This window comes from Actinomyces viscosus (genome assembly GCF_900637975.1).
In the GTDB taxonomy this organism is placed as follows: domain Bacteria; phylum Actinomycetota; class Actinomycetes; order Actinomycetales; family Actinomycetaceae; genus Actinomyces; species Actinomyces viscosus.
In genome coordinates this window covers 3,012,056-3,029,423 of record NZ_LR134477.1, presented here as the reverse complement: position 1 = coordinate 3,029,423, position 17,368 = coordinate 3,012,056, and the positions used below count along the sequence as shown (strand labels likewise).

The 17,368-nt window shown below is 70.5% G+C and carries 10 protein-coding genes and 1 riboswitch; of the genes, 4 read left to right on the top strand and 6 right to left on the bottom strand.

Annotation, left to right across the window (positions count from 1 at the left end; genetic code table 11):
* Positions 1 to 40: 40 nt before the first annotated feature.
* From EL340_RS12840 to EL340_RS12820, 5 genes are all read right to left on the bottom strand, one after another.
* Entirely contained in the window at positions 41 to 979 is a 939-nt protein-coding gene (locus EL340_RS12840; RefSeq protein WP_126414955.1) for a universal stress protein, read from the bottom strand.
* A 204-nt stretch (positions 980 to 1,183) separates the two neighbouring features.
* Entirely contained in the window at positions 1,184 to 1,999 is an 816-nt protein-coding gene (locus EL340_RS12835; RefSeq protein ID WP_126414954.1) for a C40 family peptidase, read from the bottom strand.
* Between the two features lie 3 nt (positions 2,000 to 2,002).
* A riboswitch (cyclic di-AMP (ydaO/yuaA leader) is annotated at positions 2,003 to 2,158 on the bottom strand.
* 453 nt (positions 2,159 to 2,611) lie between these two features.
* Positions 2,612 to 3,283: a metal-dependent transcriptional regulator gene (locus EL340_RS12830; RefSeq protein WP_126414953.1), complete on the bottom strand. Its 672-nt coding sequence runs from the start codon at positions 3,281 to 3,283 to the stop codon at positions 2,612 to 2,614.
* A gap of 220 nt (positions 3,284 to 3,503) precedes the next feature.
* Complete coding sequence (locus tag EL340_RS12825; protein WP_126414952.1) at positions 3,504 to 4,862, bottom strand: MFS transporter; 1,359 nt, start codon at positions 4,860 to 4,862, stop codon at positions 3,504 to 3,506.
* Positions 4,863 to 5,094: 232 nt separating this feature from the next.
* Positions 5,095 to 6,588 (bottom strand): NCS2 family permease, encoded by a 1,494-nt coding sequence (locus EL340_RS12820; RefSeq protein ID WP_197722412.1) that lies wholly within the window; start codon positions 6,586 to 6,588, stop codon positions 5,095 to 5,097.
* Between the two features lie 167 nt (positions 6,589 to 6,755).
* Between EL340_RS12820 and EL340_RS12815 the strand changes: the two genes are divergently transcribed.
* A complete protein-coding gene (locus EL340_RS12815; protein WP_164719397.1) occupies positions 6,756 to 7,886 on the top strand; it encodes a DUF418 domain-containing protein in 1,131 nt (376 codons plus the stop codon).
* A gap of 79 nt (positions 7,887 to 7,965) precedes the next feature.
* The gene (locus tag EL340_RS12810) at positions 7,966 to 13,110 is read left to right on the top strand and encodes a DEAD/DEAH box helicase (RefSeq protein WP_126414949.1); all 5,145 of its coding nucleotides are present in this window, start codon (positions 7,966 to 7,968) and stop codon (positions 13,108 to 13,110) included.
* 16 nt (positions 13,111 to 13,126) lie between these two features.
* Here EL340_RS12810 and EL340_RS12805 read toward each other — a convergent pair whose 3' ends face one another.
* Positions 13,127 to 14,887 carry a DUF3027 domain-containing protein gene (locus EL340_RS12805; protein ID WP_232023084.1) on the bottom strand — a complete coding sequence of 587 codons (1,761 nt, stop codon included), beginning with the start codon at positions 14,885 to 14,887 and terminating at the stop codon, positions 13,127 to 13,129.
* Positions 14,888 to 15,761: 874 nt separating this feature from the next.
* Here EL340_RS12805 and EL340_RS12800 point away from each other — a divergent pair.
* Complete coding sequence (locus EL340_RS12800; protein ID WP_126415503.1) at positions 15,762 to 16,400, top strand: DUF6318 family protein; 639 nt, start codon at positions 15,762 to 15,764, stop codon at positions 16,398 to 16,400.
* Positions 16,397 to 17,215 carry a zinc transporter gene (locus EL340_RS12795; RefSeq protein WP_408608550.1) on the top strand — a complete coding sequence of 273 codons (819 nt, stop codon included), beginning with the start codon at positions 16,397 to 16,399 and terminating at the stop codon, positions 17,213 to 17,215. The genes EL340_RS12800 and EL340_RS12795 overlap by 4 nt, the downstream gene beginning before the upstream one ends.
* Positions 17,216 to 17,368: the final 153 nt, after the last annotated feature.

The window sequence follows — 17,368 nt, the reverse complement described above, 5'->3', positions numbered from 1 at the left end:
GTGATGACGGTCGGCACGGCAGGCCCGTTGACGGAGGCTTTCAGGCGCGGCCCCACGGGGTGGAGGTGCGCGAGGCGCGCCGCTCGCCCTTGAGGTGGTGCGAGGGCGCCACCAGTACGGGGCACGAGGCGTGGGACAGGACGGCCTGGCTGGTGGAGCCCAGCAGGAGCCCGGAGAAGCCCCCACGGCCGCGCGAGCCGACGACGACGAGGTCCACGGCGGTGGAGAACTCGGCCAGGAGCTCGGCCGGGTTGCCGTCCAGGGCGTGACGGCGCACCGTGACGCCCTCGTGGCCCTCAAGGGCCTCACTGATGGCCCGGTCCAGTCCGGAGCGGACATCGGCCAGGACCTGCTCACGGTCGACGGCGGCCGGAAGCCAGGCCAGAGCACCCGCCCCGGAGGCCATCGGCACGGCGGCGATGGCGGTGAGCTCGGCGCCCCACGCCTCCGCCTCAGCCACGGCCCACTTGAGGGCCTTGCGGGCCGAGGAGGATCCGTCCACGCCGACGACGATGCGGCGCACCGGTGTGTAGTCGGCCCCCTCGGTGCGCTGGGGCACGACGACGGCCGGGCAGTGACTGTGCGCCGGCAGGGCGGAGGAGACGGTTCCCAGGAGGCGGTCCGCGAAGCCGCCGCCTCCGCGGGTACCGACGACGGCCAGCGTCGCCTCCTCGGAGAGGTCGACGAGGACGCCGGCCGGGTCCCCGGTCTCCAGGGAGGAGGTGACGGCGACGCCGGACTTCTTGACGCGTTCGACGGCCTCGTCGATGACGGCCTGGGCGCCGGACCTGATGGCGGAGTCGTCAAGTGCTGCGTAGCCGCCGTCGAGGGAGGCGGTGGTGAAGGAGGGCAGGGAGTAGGCGCACAGGATGTGAACGCGCCAGCCCTGGCGCTCGGCGCGCGCAACGGCCCAGTCCACTGCTGCCAGGGACTCGGGTGAACCGTCGACTCCGACGAGGATGACGTTGCCATCAGTCATGGGATCTGCCCTTTCTCGAGATACGGTCTGCGACCCATGGAACATTCTGCCCCGAAAAGGGGTGTGGGGACCACCACATGGCGAGGTTGTTGTCTGTTTTCCTCATCAGACTCCCCTCCGCGCCCTTCAGACCTCGCGACAACGCCGTGAGGGGTGGGTACCGTCAGGCACCCACCCCTCACGGGAGGATTTCAGCGTCTGGGATCAGGAGACGCGCACGAAGCTCGGGGAGCCCCACAGCTCGCGGTAGACCACACCGGTGGACTCGTTACCAGCGTCGATCACCATACCGTTGCCGGCGTAGATGCCGACGTGGCCGGGCCAGGTGACCAGGTCACCGGGCTGAGCCTCAGAAGCGGACACCGGGGTGCCGGCCGCGGCCTGGGCGCCAGAGGTACGGGGCAGGTTGATGCCGACCTGGGCGTACACGTAGGAGGTGAAGCCGGAGCAGTCGAAGGCGCTCGGGCCGGAGGCGCCCCACACGTAGGGAGCACCCACGTACTGCATGGCGATGGCCACGACGGACGAGTCGGCGGTGCCGGTCTGAGTCGAGGAGGCCTGGGTCGTCTGGGTCTCAGCGGCGGAGTCGCTGCTGTAGTCGGCCGTAGCGGTGCCGGCGCTCTCGGTGCTCTGCTCGGCCTGAGCCTCGGGAGCAGCGGGAGCCTCGGGGGCGGCGGGCGCCTCAGGGGCCGCAGGGGCGACAGCCTCGACCTGCGGAGCGGCCTCGGTGACCCAGCTGGCCTGACCGATAGTGATCTGCTGGTGCGCGGCCAGCGCCTCGCGAGCGTTCGCGGCGAGGACACCGACTCCGGGGGTCACGCCGGAAGCCTCGATGGTTCCGGAGGAGGAGGACGTGACCTCGGCGCGGCCGGCGGCGTTGGCACCCGAGGCGATCATGGTCAGGGCGAGACCGGACGAGGCGGCGACCGCCAGACCTCGGCGCGCGGTGGGAGCAAAGTCATCCAGTGGGGTAAGGGCGCGGGTGGCTTTGCGGTGACGTGCGATGGTGCGTGAGGACATGAATGCTTTCTCCTGTTGAGCCGACGAGGTGAGCTGTCGGGTTCGGACTGGAGACGTCCGGCCCGCGGGTGCGGGCTTCACCCCAAGGTCGCTCGGGCTGTTCGCCTGGGCGACCGGTAGTTGGTTCCCCCGTTCCTGCCACTTGAGTTGTTGGTTCCACTTGCCTCAGACCGAGTGGCAGGACTAAGCCCCGATCCGAGACGCCACCGAGACGGTTGTCTGCGGCGACGACCTGAACGCTACATGACAGACCAGCGCTTCGTCACGGCAAGGTGTCACACACTGTTGTGAGCCGAGACACTATGTGGCGATTTTCGTTTTCCTCCATATAGCTCCAGGGACCTCGGTCCGCCGCAGCCCGCGGACCTAACCGTGAAAATAGCGGAATCACGCGGAAAGATCGGGAACACCTATCGGAGTCGATACAGCAGCCCCTCCGTCCCGGCTCGGTGAGACCCGCAGTGAGGGAGGCCGCTCGGTCGCAACCCGGGCCACACAGCGGCGCCTCACATCCCACATGTCGGGACGTGAGGCGCGGGCTGAAACCTCTTCCTGCACAGGCGTTTTTCAGGGTTTTAAAAGCCTTCTGACAGAGAGACCCTTGGGTGCCGCTCAGCGCTGGACGAAGAGGTGGCGGGCGACGTCGTCGGCCAGGACAACGGGATCGCCGGAGGCGCCGACAAGCCGTACCCCGCCGGCGCTGACACGCAGCTCCACCTGAGCGCCGGCCGTGATCGCGGCGTCCTCAAGGGTGGCGATGAGCTCGGCGTCCGCCTGGATCGGTTCTCCGATCCGGCTGACGACGGCGGTGACGGTCTCGCGACCGGCAAGACGGTCGACACTGACCTCGTCAGACGACGGGCGGGGGTGCTCGGCGACCTGCGGCGGGATGGGGTTGCCGAAGGGGTCGGAGGAGACGTCGTCGAGGATGACGGCGAGGCGCTCCTCGACCTGCTCGCTCATCACGTGCTCCCAGCGGCAGGCCTCCTCGTGGACGAGCCGTCGGTCCATGCCGATGACGTCCAGCAGCAGCCTTTCGGCAAGCCGGTGCTTGCGGATCACCTCTGTGGCCCGACGGCGCCCCTCGTCGGTGAGCTCGAGGGAGCGGTCGTCGGCGACCTTGATGAGACCGTCGCGCTCCATGCGCGCCACCGTCTGGGAGACCGTGGGCCCCGAGTGATCGAGGCGCTCGACGATGCGGGCGCGCAGCGGTGGAACGCCGTCCTCCTCAAGCTCGTAGACGGTCTTGAGGTACATCTCGGTGGTGTCGATCAGCTCGCTCATGAGGTGGGCTCCTGCTTGAGGTGGGTTACCGCCGCCGCTCGGGCTCCTCAGGAGGGCGCATCCGCTGGGCCGCGTTCCTTGAAAGGATAAGCAGCACTCTGGGATATGGGCCAATATCGCCTGAGAACGCGCCGATTCGCGGCTGGGGAGGACTCCCCAGTGCCTCGGAGATGCGCGACGGGTAGCGTGCGTATTACTCGTTCCGCTCGGTCAGTCGGCGTCAGTCGGCATCGTCGACACTCTGGGTCTCGGCGCCGCGAGCCTCCGGATCCGGGGCCTGCGGCGGCGCCTCCCCCGCCTTCGGGGTGGCCCTGAGGTAGGGACGGGTCGAGGAGTAGTGCAGGGACAGGTTCCAGTGCCTGTAGCTCCAGGCGGCGGCGACCAGGGCGGCGAGGACAGCGCTCAGGCCGCCGGCCGCGATCGCGATGCGAGGCCCCCAGGAGTCGGCGACCCAGCCGATGAGCGGGGCGCCTACCGGCGTCGAGCCCAGGAAGAACATCATGTAGATGCTCAGGACCCGGCCGCGCATGGCCGGCTCGGTGGTCATCTGCACGGTCTGGTTGGCGCTGGTCAGGAGCGTGAGCACGCACAGGCCCACCGGGATCGTCATGATCGTGAAGGTCAAGTAGGTGGGCATGACGGCCAGCAGGAGGGAGAAGACTCCCAGGGCGAAGGCCGCCAGGACGACAGTGCGCGGACTGGGGTTGCGACGTCGGGCCGCCCACAGGGCACCGGACAGGGACCCGACGGCGAAGACCGAGGAGACGGTGCCGTAGGCGTCGGACTCCAGGTGGAAGACGGTGCGCACGGTGGCGGCCATGGTGACCTGGAAGTTGAGGGTGAGCATGGAGACGACCGCCACCACGGCGATGATGACGACAAGGTCGGTGCGGCCGCGCAAGTAGGCCAGGCCCTCACGGAGCTGGCCGGCGGCACGGCTGGCACGGGGCATGTCCACGAGCTCGCCCAGGCGCATGGCGGCCAGGGCCGCGGCCGGGAAGAGGAAGGTGGCGGCGTTGACGGCGAAGACCCAGCCGGCGCCGACCCAGGTGATGACGACGCCGGCGAGCGCCGGTCCCAGGAGCCGGGCGGCGTTGAAGGAGGCGGAGTTGAGGCCGACGGCGTTGGACAGGTGCTCGGCGGGCACCATCCGGGCCACGAAGGTCTGGCGGGCCGGGGCGTCGTAGGCGGCGGCGATGCCCGTGAGGAAGGCGGCAAGGTAGACGTGCCACAGACGCGCGCTGCCCGCCAGGACGTCGACGGCGATGACGGCGGAGACCAGGCCCATGGCGCTCTGGGTGATGATGAGGAACCTGCGCTGGTCGACCCGGTCGGCCACGAGCCCGGCGTGCGCGGACAGCAGGAGCATGGGGAGGAACTGCAGGGCCGTGGTCAGGCCGGTGGCGGAGGCGGAGTCGTTGGTCAGGACGCGCAGCACCAGCCAGTCCTGGGCCACGCGCTGCATCCAGGTCCCGGTGTTGGCCACGAGGGCGGACAGGAACCAGATCCGGTAGTTGTGGAACCGCAGGGAGGCGAAGATGCCGCCGCTGGGCTGGTGCGCTGAGGTCGTGCGGGTCATGTCCTGGGGGTCGTCGAAGAGGTGGAGGTGGGTGGAGCGGGTTGACGGATGTCAGGGGTAGCGCCGAAAGGTGCTGGGTGTGCGGCGGGCACCCCGTCCTGTGAAGGGTAGCCCTGAAGCGCCAGCTCTTACCGGTAGCCGCCGAGCCGGGCGGTTTTCGCGTAGCCCCACAGAAAAACGGTGGGGCTACGCGAAAAACGCCCGGCTCGGCGCGAAAGTGGAAAGGCCTCTGTCAGGAGACGCCGAGGATCGCCTTGATCGGGGTGAGGGTGAAGTAGATGATGAACATCGCGCAGGCCACCCACATGAGCGGGTGGATCCTGCGGGCCCGCCCCTGAGCCACCTCGATGACCAGGTAGGAGACGAAGCCGGCCCCGATGCCGTTGGTGATCGAGTAGGAGAAGGGCATCATGATGATAGTCAGGAAGGCCGGCAGGGCGATCTCCGGGGACTTCCAGTCGATGTCGGTCACCTGCATCATCATGAGGAAGCCGACGACGACGAGCGCCGGGGTGGCCGCCTCGTAGGGGACCATCTTGACCAGAGGGGCGAAGAACATGGACAACCCGAACATGCAGCCGGTGACCACGGAGGCCAGGCCCGTGCGGGCCCCCTCCCCCACGCCCGCGGCGGACTCGACGTAAGAGGTGTTCGAGGAGACGCCTCCGACGCCACCGGCGATGGCCGCCAGGGAGTCGACGACGAGGATCTCGCGGGTCCTGGGCGGGTTGCCGTGCTCGTCGAGCAGGTCGCCCTCGGCACCGATGGCGACCATCGTGCCCATTGTGTCGAAGAAGTCGGCCAGCAGCAGGGAGAAGACCAGGAGGATCACGGAGACGATCCCGACCTTCTGGACGCTGCCCAGCAGGCTGAAGTGGCCCAGCGTGGACAGGTTCGGCAGGTCCACGGGGAAGCCGGTCAGGTGCGGCTCGGACAGGGACCAGCCGGTGAGGTTGAGGGGGCCGTTGTCCGGGTCGTCGTTGAAGGGACCCAGGTGCGCGAAGGCGTCGATGACGATGGCCAGCACCGTGGCCGAGGCGATGCCGATGAGGATGGCTCCGCGGACCTTGCGCACGTAGAGCACGACCATGAGGAAGAGGCCGAAGAGGAAGACGATGACCGGCCAGCCCTGGAGGGAGCCGCCCAGGCCCAGCTCCAGAGGGGTGCCGCCGCGGCGCACCATCTTGGCGTCCACCAGGCCGATCAGTGCGATGAACAGGCCGATGCCCACGGAGATCGCGGTCTTGAGCTGCTCGGGGACGGCCTTGAAGACGGCCTCGCGGAAGCCGGTGAGCACCAGGACGAGGATGATGACGCCCTCGATGACGATGAGGCCCATGGCGTCGGCGTAGGTCATGCCCTGGGTGCCCACCAGGGTGTAGGCGACCATCGCGTTGATGCCCAGTCCCGCGGCCAGGGCCATCGGGTAGTTGGCGACGACCCCCATGAGGATCGTCATGATCGCGGCGACGAAGGCCGTGCCGGCCGCGAGCTGGGCCTCGGTTCCCGGAGGGCTCGCCTTGGACAGGATGGCGGGGTTGAGGACGAGGATGTAGCTCATCGAGAAGAAGGTGACGATGCCGCCACGCACCTCGCGGGAGATGGTCGAACCGCGTTCGGTGATGCGGAAGTACCGGTCCAACCAGGATGCGGTGCTGGAAGAGGACGAAGACGATGAGGACTTCGTGGGAGTAGGTGTGCTCACGGCGACATTCTTCCAGATCACCAGGCTCTGAGCGAAACCAGGCGGGCGCACCGCCCGGATGAATCATGCTATCGACCTTATTGGACCTTACTGGATTACTGGAATGGTCCTGCCCCATTTACGCCGCCATAACGGCGCCCTTTCTAGCGTCCTGTCCCGTGCTCACAGCAGATGCAACCGAACAGACCATGACACCGACGACGTCGAGCCCCACCTCTCCGGGCCGGTCTCCAGCCGCGTCCCCGGATACGGAGGCGGGAACGAGTCCCGGGGCGTCGTCGGCCGCCCCGCCGGCCAGGCCGCGCATCATCGGGCTCGACGTGGCCCGGGCCCTGGCGCTGCTGGGCATGATGGTCAACCACCTCATGGAGCCCGACGGGTGGGCCGGCGAGATCTTCCGGGGATTTCCCTCGGCGCTGTTCGCGGTCATGGCCGGGTTCTCCCTGTCGATCATGGGCGCGCGCGGGGTGCGTGAGGGCGGCGGGTCCCTGGCGGGCTCGCGGCACGGCCTCATCGTCCGAGGCGCCGTCCTCATCGCCCTGGGCGCGCTCATCGAGCCCTTCGCCGGCACCATCCAGGTGGTGCTGTCCGCCTTCGGCATCTGCTACGTCGCCCTGGCGTGCGCGCCGCGCTGGCGCACCTCCACCCTGGCCGTGGTGGCTGGCCTCCTCGTGGCGCCCTGCGCGATCAGCCACGTCCTCAACATGACGGTCGGGGTGCCGGCCTCCCTCGTCCCCGTCATGTCCGGCCCCTACCCGGCCGTCGTCTGGGCCGCCTACATGGTCATCGGCGTCATCGCCCACCGGCTCCTGACCCGCAGCACCCGGACCCAGCTGCTCACCGTCCTCATCGGTACGCCCCTGGCCGTCGTGGGGACGGTGCTGCGCGGCTACGTCGACCTTGACGCGATGCTCGATTCCGGGGACCTGGGTGCCCTGGCCCTCACCAGCGTCATCGACCCGACCGCCCACTCCGGCGGACTGATCGACATGGTGACCTCGGTCAGTGGGGCGCTGGCCGTCATCGCGCTGTGCCTGCTGGTCTTCAAGGGAGGCTGGTGGTCCTTCCCGCTGCAGGCGATAGGCTCGATGTCCCTGACCGTGTACGTCGCCCACGTGCTGAGCGCCGGCCCCTTCCTCGTCGAGGACGCACCGGAGCGTCTGCCGGTCCTGGGGGCCGCGACGGTCCTGCTGAGCCTGGCGCTGGCCACACTCATCCGCCTGCGCTTCCGGCACGGCCCGCTGGAGTGGACGATGCGCCGGCTCATCCGGTTGGCCACCGACCGCAGCCGCCCGGGCATCTCACGGAACCAGGCGTAAGAGGCTCGAATTGCTGTCACACCCCCGTGGAAAGATGGTCGTCAGGACCGAGGGCGAACGGAAACGGGGGTGATCGGAGATGGCACCAGGTACGACGTCGGACGGTGACGCGCCCCCGCCTACGGGCGCACGCGGACCGGGGTGGTCGGGCTTCTCGCCGACTACCAGGACCTGGTTTCTCGGCGCCTTTCCCAGCGGGCCCACCAGTGTGCAGGAGCGGGCCTGGGCCGCGATCGGCCGGGGCGAGAACGCGCTGGTCATCGCCCCCACCGGCTCGGGCAAGACGCTTGCGGCCTTCCTGTCCGCCATTGACCGTCTGGGCCGGCTCGACGGCGGTCGGGACGGGGATGACGGGACCGGCACGGGTGAGGAGCCGGCCGGCGGCGTGAGGGTCCTCTACGTCTCGCCGCTCAAGGCCCTGGGGGTCGACGTCGAGCGCAACCTGCGCCGGCCGCTGGCGGGCATCGCCGACGTCGGTCCCACCCGTCCGGTCTCGGTGGGGGTGCGCTCGGGGGACACGCCCGCGCGGGAGCGCCGTCGGCTGCGCACGCATCCGCCGCAGATCCTCATCACGACGCCGGAGTCGCTGTACCTCATGCTCACCAGCGCCGCGCGAGAGACGCTGCGCGCGGTGGAGACCGTCATCGTCGATGAGATCCACTCCTTCGCCGGTTCCAAGCGCGGCACGCACCTGACCCTGTCCCTGGAGCGCCTCGACGACCTCCTGGAGCGCCCGGCGCAGCGCGTGGGCCTGTCCGCGACGGTCTCGCCCCGTCAGGAGGTGGCGAGGTTCCTCGGCGGGCCGCACCCGGTGACGGTCGTCGTCGACGACGGCCGGGCGACGCCGGAGGTGACGGTGAGCGTTCCGGTGGAGGACATGGCCCGTATCCCGGCGATCGCGGACCGACGCACCCGGATGGAGCGGGCACTGCGGCCATCCGCGTCCGGCGGCGCGGTGCGGCCCTCAGGGCCCGGGCGGGCCGGGGCCGAGCAGGCTTGGCGCTCGGACCGGACGCTGCGCCGGGCCATGGCGACGGGGCAGACGGGTCAGGCCGGAGGCACCGGCACGGCTCGGAGCCCCGGGTCGGCGGGGCCCGTCCGGGTGTCGGGCTCCATCTGGCCGCACCTGGAGAACGCGATCCTCGACCAGGTCCTCGCCCACCACACGACCCTGGTCTTCGTCAACTCCCGTGGGGCCTGCGAGCGCCTGACCGCCCGCCTCAACGAGGCCTATGCCGCGCGCTGCGGGTCGAGGCCGGCCGCACAGGCTGTGTCGCAGTCCGCGTCGGGGACTGATCCAGAGTCGGATGCTGAGTCGGAGTCCCACGCAGCCGCCCCGGTGCCGGTTCACCACGAGTCCTGGGAGATGGGCACCGGTACGCGCGCGGAGCCGACGCCGAAGGGAATGCCCGTCATCGCTCGGGCGCACCACGGGTCGGTCTCCAAGGAGCAGCGCCTGGCCGTGGAGCGCCGGCTGGCCTCGGGCGAGCTGCGGTGCGTGGTGGCCACGGCCTCGCTCGAGCTCGGCATCGACATCGGCTCGATCGACCTCGTGCTGCAGGTGGCGCCGCCGCCGTCGGTCGCGGCGGGCCTGCAGCGGGTGGGGCGGGCCGACCACCGGGTGGGTGGACGGCCCCGTGGCGTCATCTACCCGGTGGAGCGGACCCACCTGGTGGATGCCGTCGTCGCCGCCGAGGGGATGCGGGCCGGGACCATTGAGGACACGGCCCTGGTGACCAACGCGCTGGACGTCCTGGCCCAGCAGACGGTTGCCGCGGTGAGCGTGGAGGACCTGACGGCGGACGCCTGGTTCGCCACGGTCACGCGTGCGGCGCCCTACGCCTCGCTGCCGCGGCGGGCCTTCGAGTCGGTGCTGTCGCTGTTGTCCGGCGGCTTCGCGTCGGCGGACCTGGCCGACTTCTCACCCCGGATCGTGTGGGACCGCGCCACCGGCCGGCTCAGCGCCCGGCCGAACGCGCAGCGGCTGGCGGTGACGGCGTCGGGCACGATCCCGGACCGGGGCATGTTCCCGGTGGTCCTGCCCGAGGGGGCCGAGGACGCCGGGCGGCGCCGGGTCGGGGAGCTCGACGAGGAGATGGTCAACGAGTCCAGCCCGGGTGACGTCATCACGCTGGGGACCTCGAGCTGGCGGATCCGGCAGATCACGGGTGATCGCGTCGTCGTCGACCCGGCTCAGGGGCGCAGCGCCCGCCTGCCGTTCTGGCGGGGTGAGGGCCTGGGGAGGCCCGCGGCCACCGGGCTCGCCAAGGGGGTCTTCCTGCGGGAGGCGCAGGCCGGGTTGCCGGCGCGAGAAGGTGCTGGAACTGCTGCTGGTCCGGAGGCCGGGCCGGTCACCGAGTCGGGCGCGGGAGAGTCGGAGGCCGAGCGGGCGCTGCGGCGTCGGCTCACGGAGGCGGGCCTGGACGCCTACGCCCGGGACAACCTCGTGGTGCTCCTGCGCGAGCAGCGGGAGGCCACCGGGGTCCTTCCCACCGACGAGACCCTGGTCCTGGAGCGCAACCGGGACGAGTCCGGCAGCTGGCGGCTCATCCTCCACAGCATGCTGGGGCGGCGCGTCCACGAGCCCTGGGCGATGGCGATCCGGGAGCGGGTGCACCGGGTGCTGGGGGTCAGGCCGCAGGTCGTCGCGGCCGACGACGGCATCGTCCTGCAGATCCCACCGATCGAGGGGCGCGTCCCGGGCGCCGAGCTCGTCATCCTCGACCCCGCCGAGGTCTCCTCCCTGGTGCGCGGCCGGATCGATGAGACGGCGCTGTTCGCCGCCCGGTTCCGTGAGTGCGCCGCGCGCGCCCTGCTCATGCCCTCCACGCAGCCGGGGCACCGCACACCGCTGTGGTTGCAACGGGTCAAGGCGGGTCAGCTGCTCGAGGCCGCCCGCCAGTTCCAGGACTTCCCCGTCAGCGTGGAGGCGGCGCGCGAGTGCCTCCAGGAGTTCTACGACCTGCCGGCGCTCACCGACCTCATGGAGCGCCTGGGCTCCGGCCAGGTGCGGGTCGTCGAGGCCGTCACCGCTGAGCCCTCGCCCTTCGCTCACCCTCTCCTGTTCGGGTACGCCAGCTCGCTGCTGTATCAGGAGGACCTGCCGCATGCCGAGCACCGGGCCCGGCTGCTGTCCCTGGATCCCCGGGCGCTCAACGCGCTGCTGGGGGACGGGGGCATCGCCGAGCTGCTCGATGACGAGGTGATGGCCGAGGTCGAGGCCGAGCTTCAGCACCTGACGCCCGGGCGGCAAGTGGGCGCCGACGTCGAGGGCCTGGCCGACCTGCTGCGCGAGCTCGGTCCGTTGACCGTCACGGACCTGGTCGAGCGGTGTGCCGGCGGCGGTGAGAGCGCGGTCGACCTGCCCACGGCAGTCCGGGCGGCTGCGTGCGAGCTCGCCGGTGCCGGCCGGGCCATGACGGTGAGCATTGGCGGGCGCGAGCACTGGGCGCGGATCGAGGACGCCCGAGACCTGCACCTGGCGCTGGGGACGGAGCTGCCCGAACAGGCCGTGGAGCAGGCGGGCCTCGACGGCGGCGGTGCACCTGTGAAGACGGCGGAGGCTCGCTCCCCCTTGGGGAACCTCGTGCTGCGGTACGCCAAGGTGCATGCGACCGTCACGCCCGAGCGGGTGGCGCAGGCTTTCGGTGTGGGGGTGTCGGTGGCCGAGGCCGCTCTGGGCGAGCTCGTCGAGGATGGCTCGCTGGTGAGCCTCGGCGAGGCGGGCTGGATGGAGGCCGCTGTCCTGACCCGGGTGCGCAACCGTTCCCTGGCCCGGGCGCGGGCCGCCGTCGCACCGGTGGAGCCCGCGGTTCTCCAGCGCCTGGTGCTGGAGCGGGCCGGGATGGGCGAGGCGGGCAGCGGTGTCGACGCCCTGGCGGAGGCCCTGGCCGCGCTGGAGGGGGTGTGGCTGCCGGCCGACCTGTGGGAGTCGGTGGTGCTGCCCGCGCGGGTGGCCGACTACCGTCCGGCCATGCTCGATGAGCTCATCGCCGCCGGGGAGGTCGTCTGGCAGGCGCGCCCCAGCGGGGAGACGGCCTCGGGCCGGACCAGCCCCGGCCGGACGGGATCAGGCCGGCGGGGCTCGGAGTCGTCGGCCGGATCCGACGACGTCGCCGCGCCGGGAGAGATCGCCTTCTTCCCCACGGACTCGGCTCTCGCCCCGGTCGTCGGGGAGGCGCTTGCGTGGTCTGAGCCCCGCAAACCGCAGGACGGCAATGGTGGTGACGATGTCACGGTGAGCACTGAGAAGGGCACTGAGGGAGACCCTGAGCCGGCGCGCTGGCAGCTGGTGCTGGAGGGGGCCGCCACGGGCCGTTCCTTCGAGCCGGTGCGCAGGTCGCTGGAACCGGCTCCCAGGGCTCGCAGTGCGCCGGCGCGGCGGGTCCGCAGTCGTCGCGGCCGACGCGCCATGGTGGAGATGCCTCGGGCCGCCGGGCAGGCCGCACCCGGGCGGCTGTCCTCCGTGCTCTCCTCGACCTCGTGGCTGCGGCTCTCGGCCGCCCCGGTGTCCCAGGAGGAGCAGGCGATCGCCGAGGTGGAGTCGCTGCTGGACCGCTACGGGGTCGTCTCGCGCGACGTCGCCCTGGCCTTCGGCGGCGCCGGGGGTCTGGCGCCGTTGATGCCCGTGCTGCGGCGCATGGAGGACACGGGGGCGGTCCTGCGCGGTGGTTTCGTCGATGGGCTCGGTCCCGCCCAGTTCGCCGAGCGGGAGACCATTGACCGGCTGCGGCTCCTGACCCAGGGCCCGGCCGGCGAGGGTGAGGCCGACGTCGTCCTCGACCTCAAGGACCCGGCCTGTCTCGTCGGCCGCACGGTGGCGTGGCCCGAGCCCGTGCTGCCCACTGGCATTGGCAAGGCCGGTACGGAGGACAAGGAGGAGGCGGGAGGCACGCCGCTGCGGCGCCAGGGCGCGAGCGTCGTCCTCATCGAGGGCGCACCGGTGCTTTACGCCTCGGAGAATCTCAGGGGGCTCATCTCCTACACACCTGAGCGGGAGATGCTGAGGCGTGCCCTGAGTGCCCTGGTGGCCGCGCGGCAGCGCGCCTTGGCGCGCGAGGGTGCGTCGCCGGGACGGAACCGCACGGTGGTGGAGTCGCTCAACGGGGTCAGCACCCTGGATCGCACCGTGAGCGACCTGCTGCGTCAGGCCGGCTTCGTCTCCGACCCCCGGGGGATGCGACTCCCCGCCGGTCCTGTCGGGGCGCAGGCGGGAACCCGTTGAAGCCCCGTGGGATTCGTCAGGAGCGGTTGGGCAGGATGGCCTCGAGCTCGGCGAGGGTGCGCGGCGCGTGGTGGACGTCGGCATCCGCGTTCTCGTCGTCGGGCGCGTCGGCGGACCCGCCCTCCTGGGGAACGTCGATCCCGAGAGCGAGGGACAGGCCGGCGACGGCGGCGCGGGCCGAGGCGGCGCGCTCACTGGGCGTGTCCCCCGATCCGGCGCTGGCGGGGGCCGACGCTGCCTCGACGACTGCCGACAGGACGTCATCGGCAGGGCTGGTCGGGCCACCGGCGGTGCCGGCCGCGTCAGGGGCCGATGAGACCGACGCCGCGGCGGCCGCCGTTTTCGCAAGTTCCTCGATGTCGAGGTCCAGCCCACGGCTGCTCCGGTCGGTGGCGGTCTCGTCCGACGAGTCAGCCGTGCCGCGACGACGCTTGGTCGAGGACGATGTACGGCGGGTGCGCTTCGCAGCCGACTTCCCCTTCGTCTTGCTGGGAGTCTCAGCCGCCTGCGCCTCGGCTGAGGAAGCGGAGGCCTCCGCACCGGACGAGGCACTGTCCGAGTCGGAAGCGCCGTCGATCGCAGCAGTGCCCTCGATGCCCTCGGCGGCGGTGACGGAGTCTGAGTCGGAACCGTCATTCGCGGCGTCGACCGACCTGCCGGTGTCCTGGGCCGAAGGTGCCGAGGGCTCCGCCTCGGAGTCCGGGGCGGGCGTGCTGTCTGAGTCTTTGACCTCGTCGTCAGCGTCGTCCGACTCGTTGCTGTCGTTCTTGACGTCGCTGCCGTCGTCCGGCTGCTGGGCGGCAAGCTCGGCGATGGTCCGGCCCTCGCGCAGGTCGAGGCCGTTGGTGCTCAACGGCACCATGAGGTGGTCGTCGACCCGGGAGGGGTTGATGGGCCATTCCGGGCCCTGGTCGGGCAGGTCGGTCTCGGAGTGGGCGCCGCAGCCGTGGTCCAGGGAGACGACGCTGCCGTCGTCGGTGGCCCACTCGTTGGCGCACACCCCGAAGATGGCGCGCAGGGCGCCGGCCATGGGCAGGAAGAAGCCGCAGGTGGAGCAGGTGGCGTGGGCCTTGCGCACCCCCTCGGCGTCGGGTCCGTGGTCGCCACCGTACCAGCGCTCGGCGGCGCTGGACACGCCCTGGGCGCTGAGAACCCGGGGGCGGCTCAGGTCGAGCTGGTCCACGGCGACGGCGTCGGCGTCCTCACCGGTGGCCTCCCAGCCGGGTTCGAGGCGCTCGTCGGCCTCCTTGCGGGGCAGGCGGTCGGAGCGGGTGACGTCACCGGGTTCGAGGCGGTCGGCCCACGGGATCCAGGCGGGGGCCAGGAGGGCGTCCTCACCAGGGAGCAGCTCCATCTCGCAGACGGTGGCGGTGCGGCTGCGCGGGACGCGGCTGAGGGTAACGGCCCAGTGCCAGCCGTGGTATCCGCTCAGGGTGCAGTCGAACAGGTGGGTGACCAGGCGCTCGGCACTGGGCGCGGCGGCCAGGTACTCACCGACGGTGATGGGGCCGGTGATCTCCTCCAGCGCGCGGCGGGCGAGCTCGACGGCGGCCGGGGAGGTGAGGGTCTTGTCCTTGGCGGCCTGGGCCTGCTCGCTGGGGGTGGGCAGGGCGCCGGCACGGGGCACGGGTGCCGGGATCGGGTAGGGCGAGGCCGGTGCGGTTGCAGGGCGCTCCAGGGTGGCTGTGGCGGTGCGCGCCGAGGAGCCCGAGCCGGATCCGGCCTCGGTCGAGGGCTCGCCTGAGGCGTCGGTGTGAGAGTCGATCGTGTCGGTCACTCGGCCAGTGTAGGGGAGGCACCTGAAACTGCCCTGGCCTGCATGGGTTGGTCTCGGCACACCCACATCCGTCAGTGCCATGACAAGAAGGCCGGGGGCGAGGAGTCGCGGAACCGTGCCACTGAGCATGCCGTGGTACGCCTCAAGGCACGGGCGGAGTGCCGGCGCTGAAACTGATGTCTACCGATGTCTTCGGAGCCGCCGGGTTCGGAGCCGCCGGGTATCGCGGCGGGGCTTACGGGTTGCAATGTCGGCTGCGTGACGATTGCTGGAATCGTGCGAGGTGAGGTGGCACGGATCCACCTGGGGTGGACAGCGCGGCGGCAGCCTGGGCGAATGTGGTGCGGCGGCCGCCTCGACGGGTGCGGCGCGGCGGCAGCCTGGACGGATGCGGTGCCGCGGTCGCCTCGACGGATGCGGCGCGGCGTTGGGCCGGGGGTGAGCCGGGGTTGATCCGTGCCAGCTCAGATGGCCGGATGCGAGCAGGCGTCACGCAGCCGAAACAGCTCCCCAGCCCCGGGCCCCGGAGCCGGAGCGCTGCAGAAGCAGGTCCCGCAGACCACGGGCCCGACGCCATCCGACAACGGGCGACCAGGCGCCGCCCAGGGGTTTTCCACAGGGTCGGGTCGAGGTCTGGCGGTGGGGGCGTTGGTGCGGGTAGTGTCAATACACCGCCCGGACGGACAGCGTTGCCCGCTCCCGGCGGATGTGGAGTTGTTTCGGTGGCGAGGAGGCTTCCGTGATGAGTACGTCCCTACGATCCCCTGTGACTGCGCGCCCACGACAGTGGGCGGCCACCCATGCCCGGAGGTCAGTGGTTGGGCGCAACCGGCCTGGGGCGCGTCGCAGGCCCCGTCGCGTGGCGGCCGGCCTGGTGGCGGTGTGCGCGCTGGCACTGGGTACGGCTGCCTGCTCGTTGAGGGACGCGAAGGCTGAGGCCAGTGTGAGTGCCAGTGCCAGCGCCTCGGCGGCCATCGCCCGGGCCGAGCAGGGCCTGGTCGACGCCCAGGCCTCCGCGACCGCCTCCCGCGAGGCCGCCCTGCCCCCCGAGCTCAAGGCCCAGCGCGACACCGCCCTAGCCGAACCCGCACCCGTCAAGCCTCTGCACATGGATGAGGAGACCGCGCAGGGCGCAGCAGGCAGTGTCTACTACTTCCTCGACCTCTACCGCTACGCCTTCATGACCGGCGACACCACCGAGCTCGCCGCCATGAGCGAAGACGTCTGTGTCTTCTGCAAATCAGTCATCGACCAAGCAACCGAGCTCCATGAAGGTGGAGGTTGGGCGAACAAGTGGGAGCAGGAGATCACGAACATCCGCTACTACGAAAAACTCGAGGGCTACAATTACAACCTCATTCACGTCCACATCAACTACGGACAAATGACCTGGTGCCACCCGGGCGAAAACCTAGAGACTGCTGAGCCAATTGAGGATCAGGAGCTCAAGTTCGGTGTTCGATACGTCAATGGACGCTGGATGATCGGCGAAGGGGAGGTGATTTCAAAATGAGATGTCTTCTCACAATGACACTAATTTCCTCTCTTGCATTACTTCCAGCCACCTCAGCTCGAAGCGAACCTCACCCAGATACCCCTACTATCGGCGGCAAGAACTCCGGGGACAGGACAGGATTTACCGGAGAAGCGTCTGAAAGCGTTGAGCTTCCCGGCTCGGAGCCCGGTGGGGTGCCGAGTCAGGACCGCCCGGCTGTGACGGCGTCGGACCCCTCGATGTGGGAGGAACAGCCCCACGAGGACTGCGTCAGTAACGGCGGCCACATCCCGGACATCGACTGCATGCGCAACTTGATGCGCTACCCCTCTCAGCCCCAGGAACCCGCCGACGGGGGCGGTGGGCCCCGCACCATCACCGTCACCACCCGCCAGGCCGCCACCCTCATCGCCCAGGGCTCCGGCATCACCCGCCAACCACCCGGCCCCAGAGTCATCATCTCCAAGGCCTTCATCGTCTACACCGACCCCAGCCCCCGCTACCAGACCACCACCATCCTGAACACCCCCATCGACGTCGAGTTCACCCCCACCTCCTACACCTGGGACTGGGGAGACGGCACCACCCTGACCACCACCGACCCCGGCCATCCCTACCCCCACCAAAGCGTCACCCACTACTACCAGCACACCGCCACCGCCGTCACCACCACCCTGACCACCACCTGGACCACCCGATACCGCCCCCAAGGCGAAACCACCTGGCGCACCATCGACGGCACCATCACCACCACCGAGACCTCCACCCCCTACGACCTCGTCCGCATCGTCACCTACCTCACCGACGACGCCGAAGAAGCCCAAGGCCACTAACCCACGGACGCTCCGCGGCAAGACAGACGACAGACGACCACCTTCACCACCACAGACAGGACCTCATCTGCACCGCGGACGCACCATAGGCCCCGTGGACGGGCCCCGAGGGTGCAGTCGCCGGACCCTATGGTGCGTCCACGACCAACCGAG

Excerpts from the sequence above, each read along its gene's own strand:
- EL340_RS12835 (WP_126414954.1), bottom strand. The coding sequence starts at position 1,999 with ATGTCCTCACGCACCATCGCACGTCACCGCAAAGCCACCCGCGCCCTT.
- EL340_RS12830 (WP_126414953.1), bottom strand. The coding sequence starts at position 3,283 with ATGAGCGAGCTGATCGACACCACCGAGATGTACCTCAAGACCGTCTAC.
- EL340_RS12825 (WP_126414952.1), bottom strand. The coding sequence starts at position 4,862 with ATGACCCGCACGACCTCAGCGCACCAGCCCAGCGGCGGCATCTTCGCC.
- EL340_RS12795 (WP_408608550.1), top strand. The coding sequence starts at position 16,397 with ATGAGATGTCTTCTCACAATGACACTAATTTCCTCTCTTGCATTACTT.
- EL340_RS12810 (WP_126414949.1), top strand. The coding sequence starts at position 7,966 with ATGGCACCAGGTACGACGTCGGACGGTGACGCGCCCCCGCCTACGGGC.
- EL340_RS12840 (WP_126414955.1), bottom strand. The coding sequence starts at position 979 with ATGACTGATGGCAACGTCATCCTCGTCGGAGTCGACGGTTCACCCGAG.
- EL340_RS12815 (WP_164719397.1), top strand. The coding sequence starts at position 6,756 with ATGACACCGACGACGTCGAGCCCCACCTCTCCGGGCCGGTCTCCAGCC.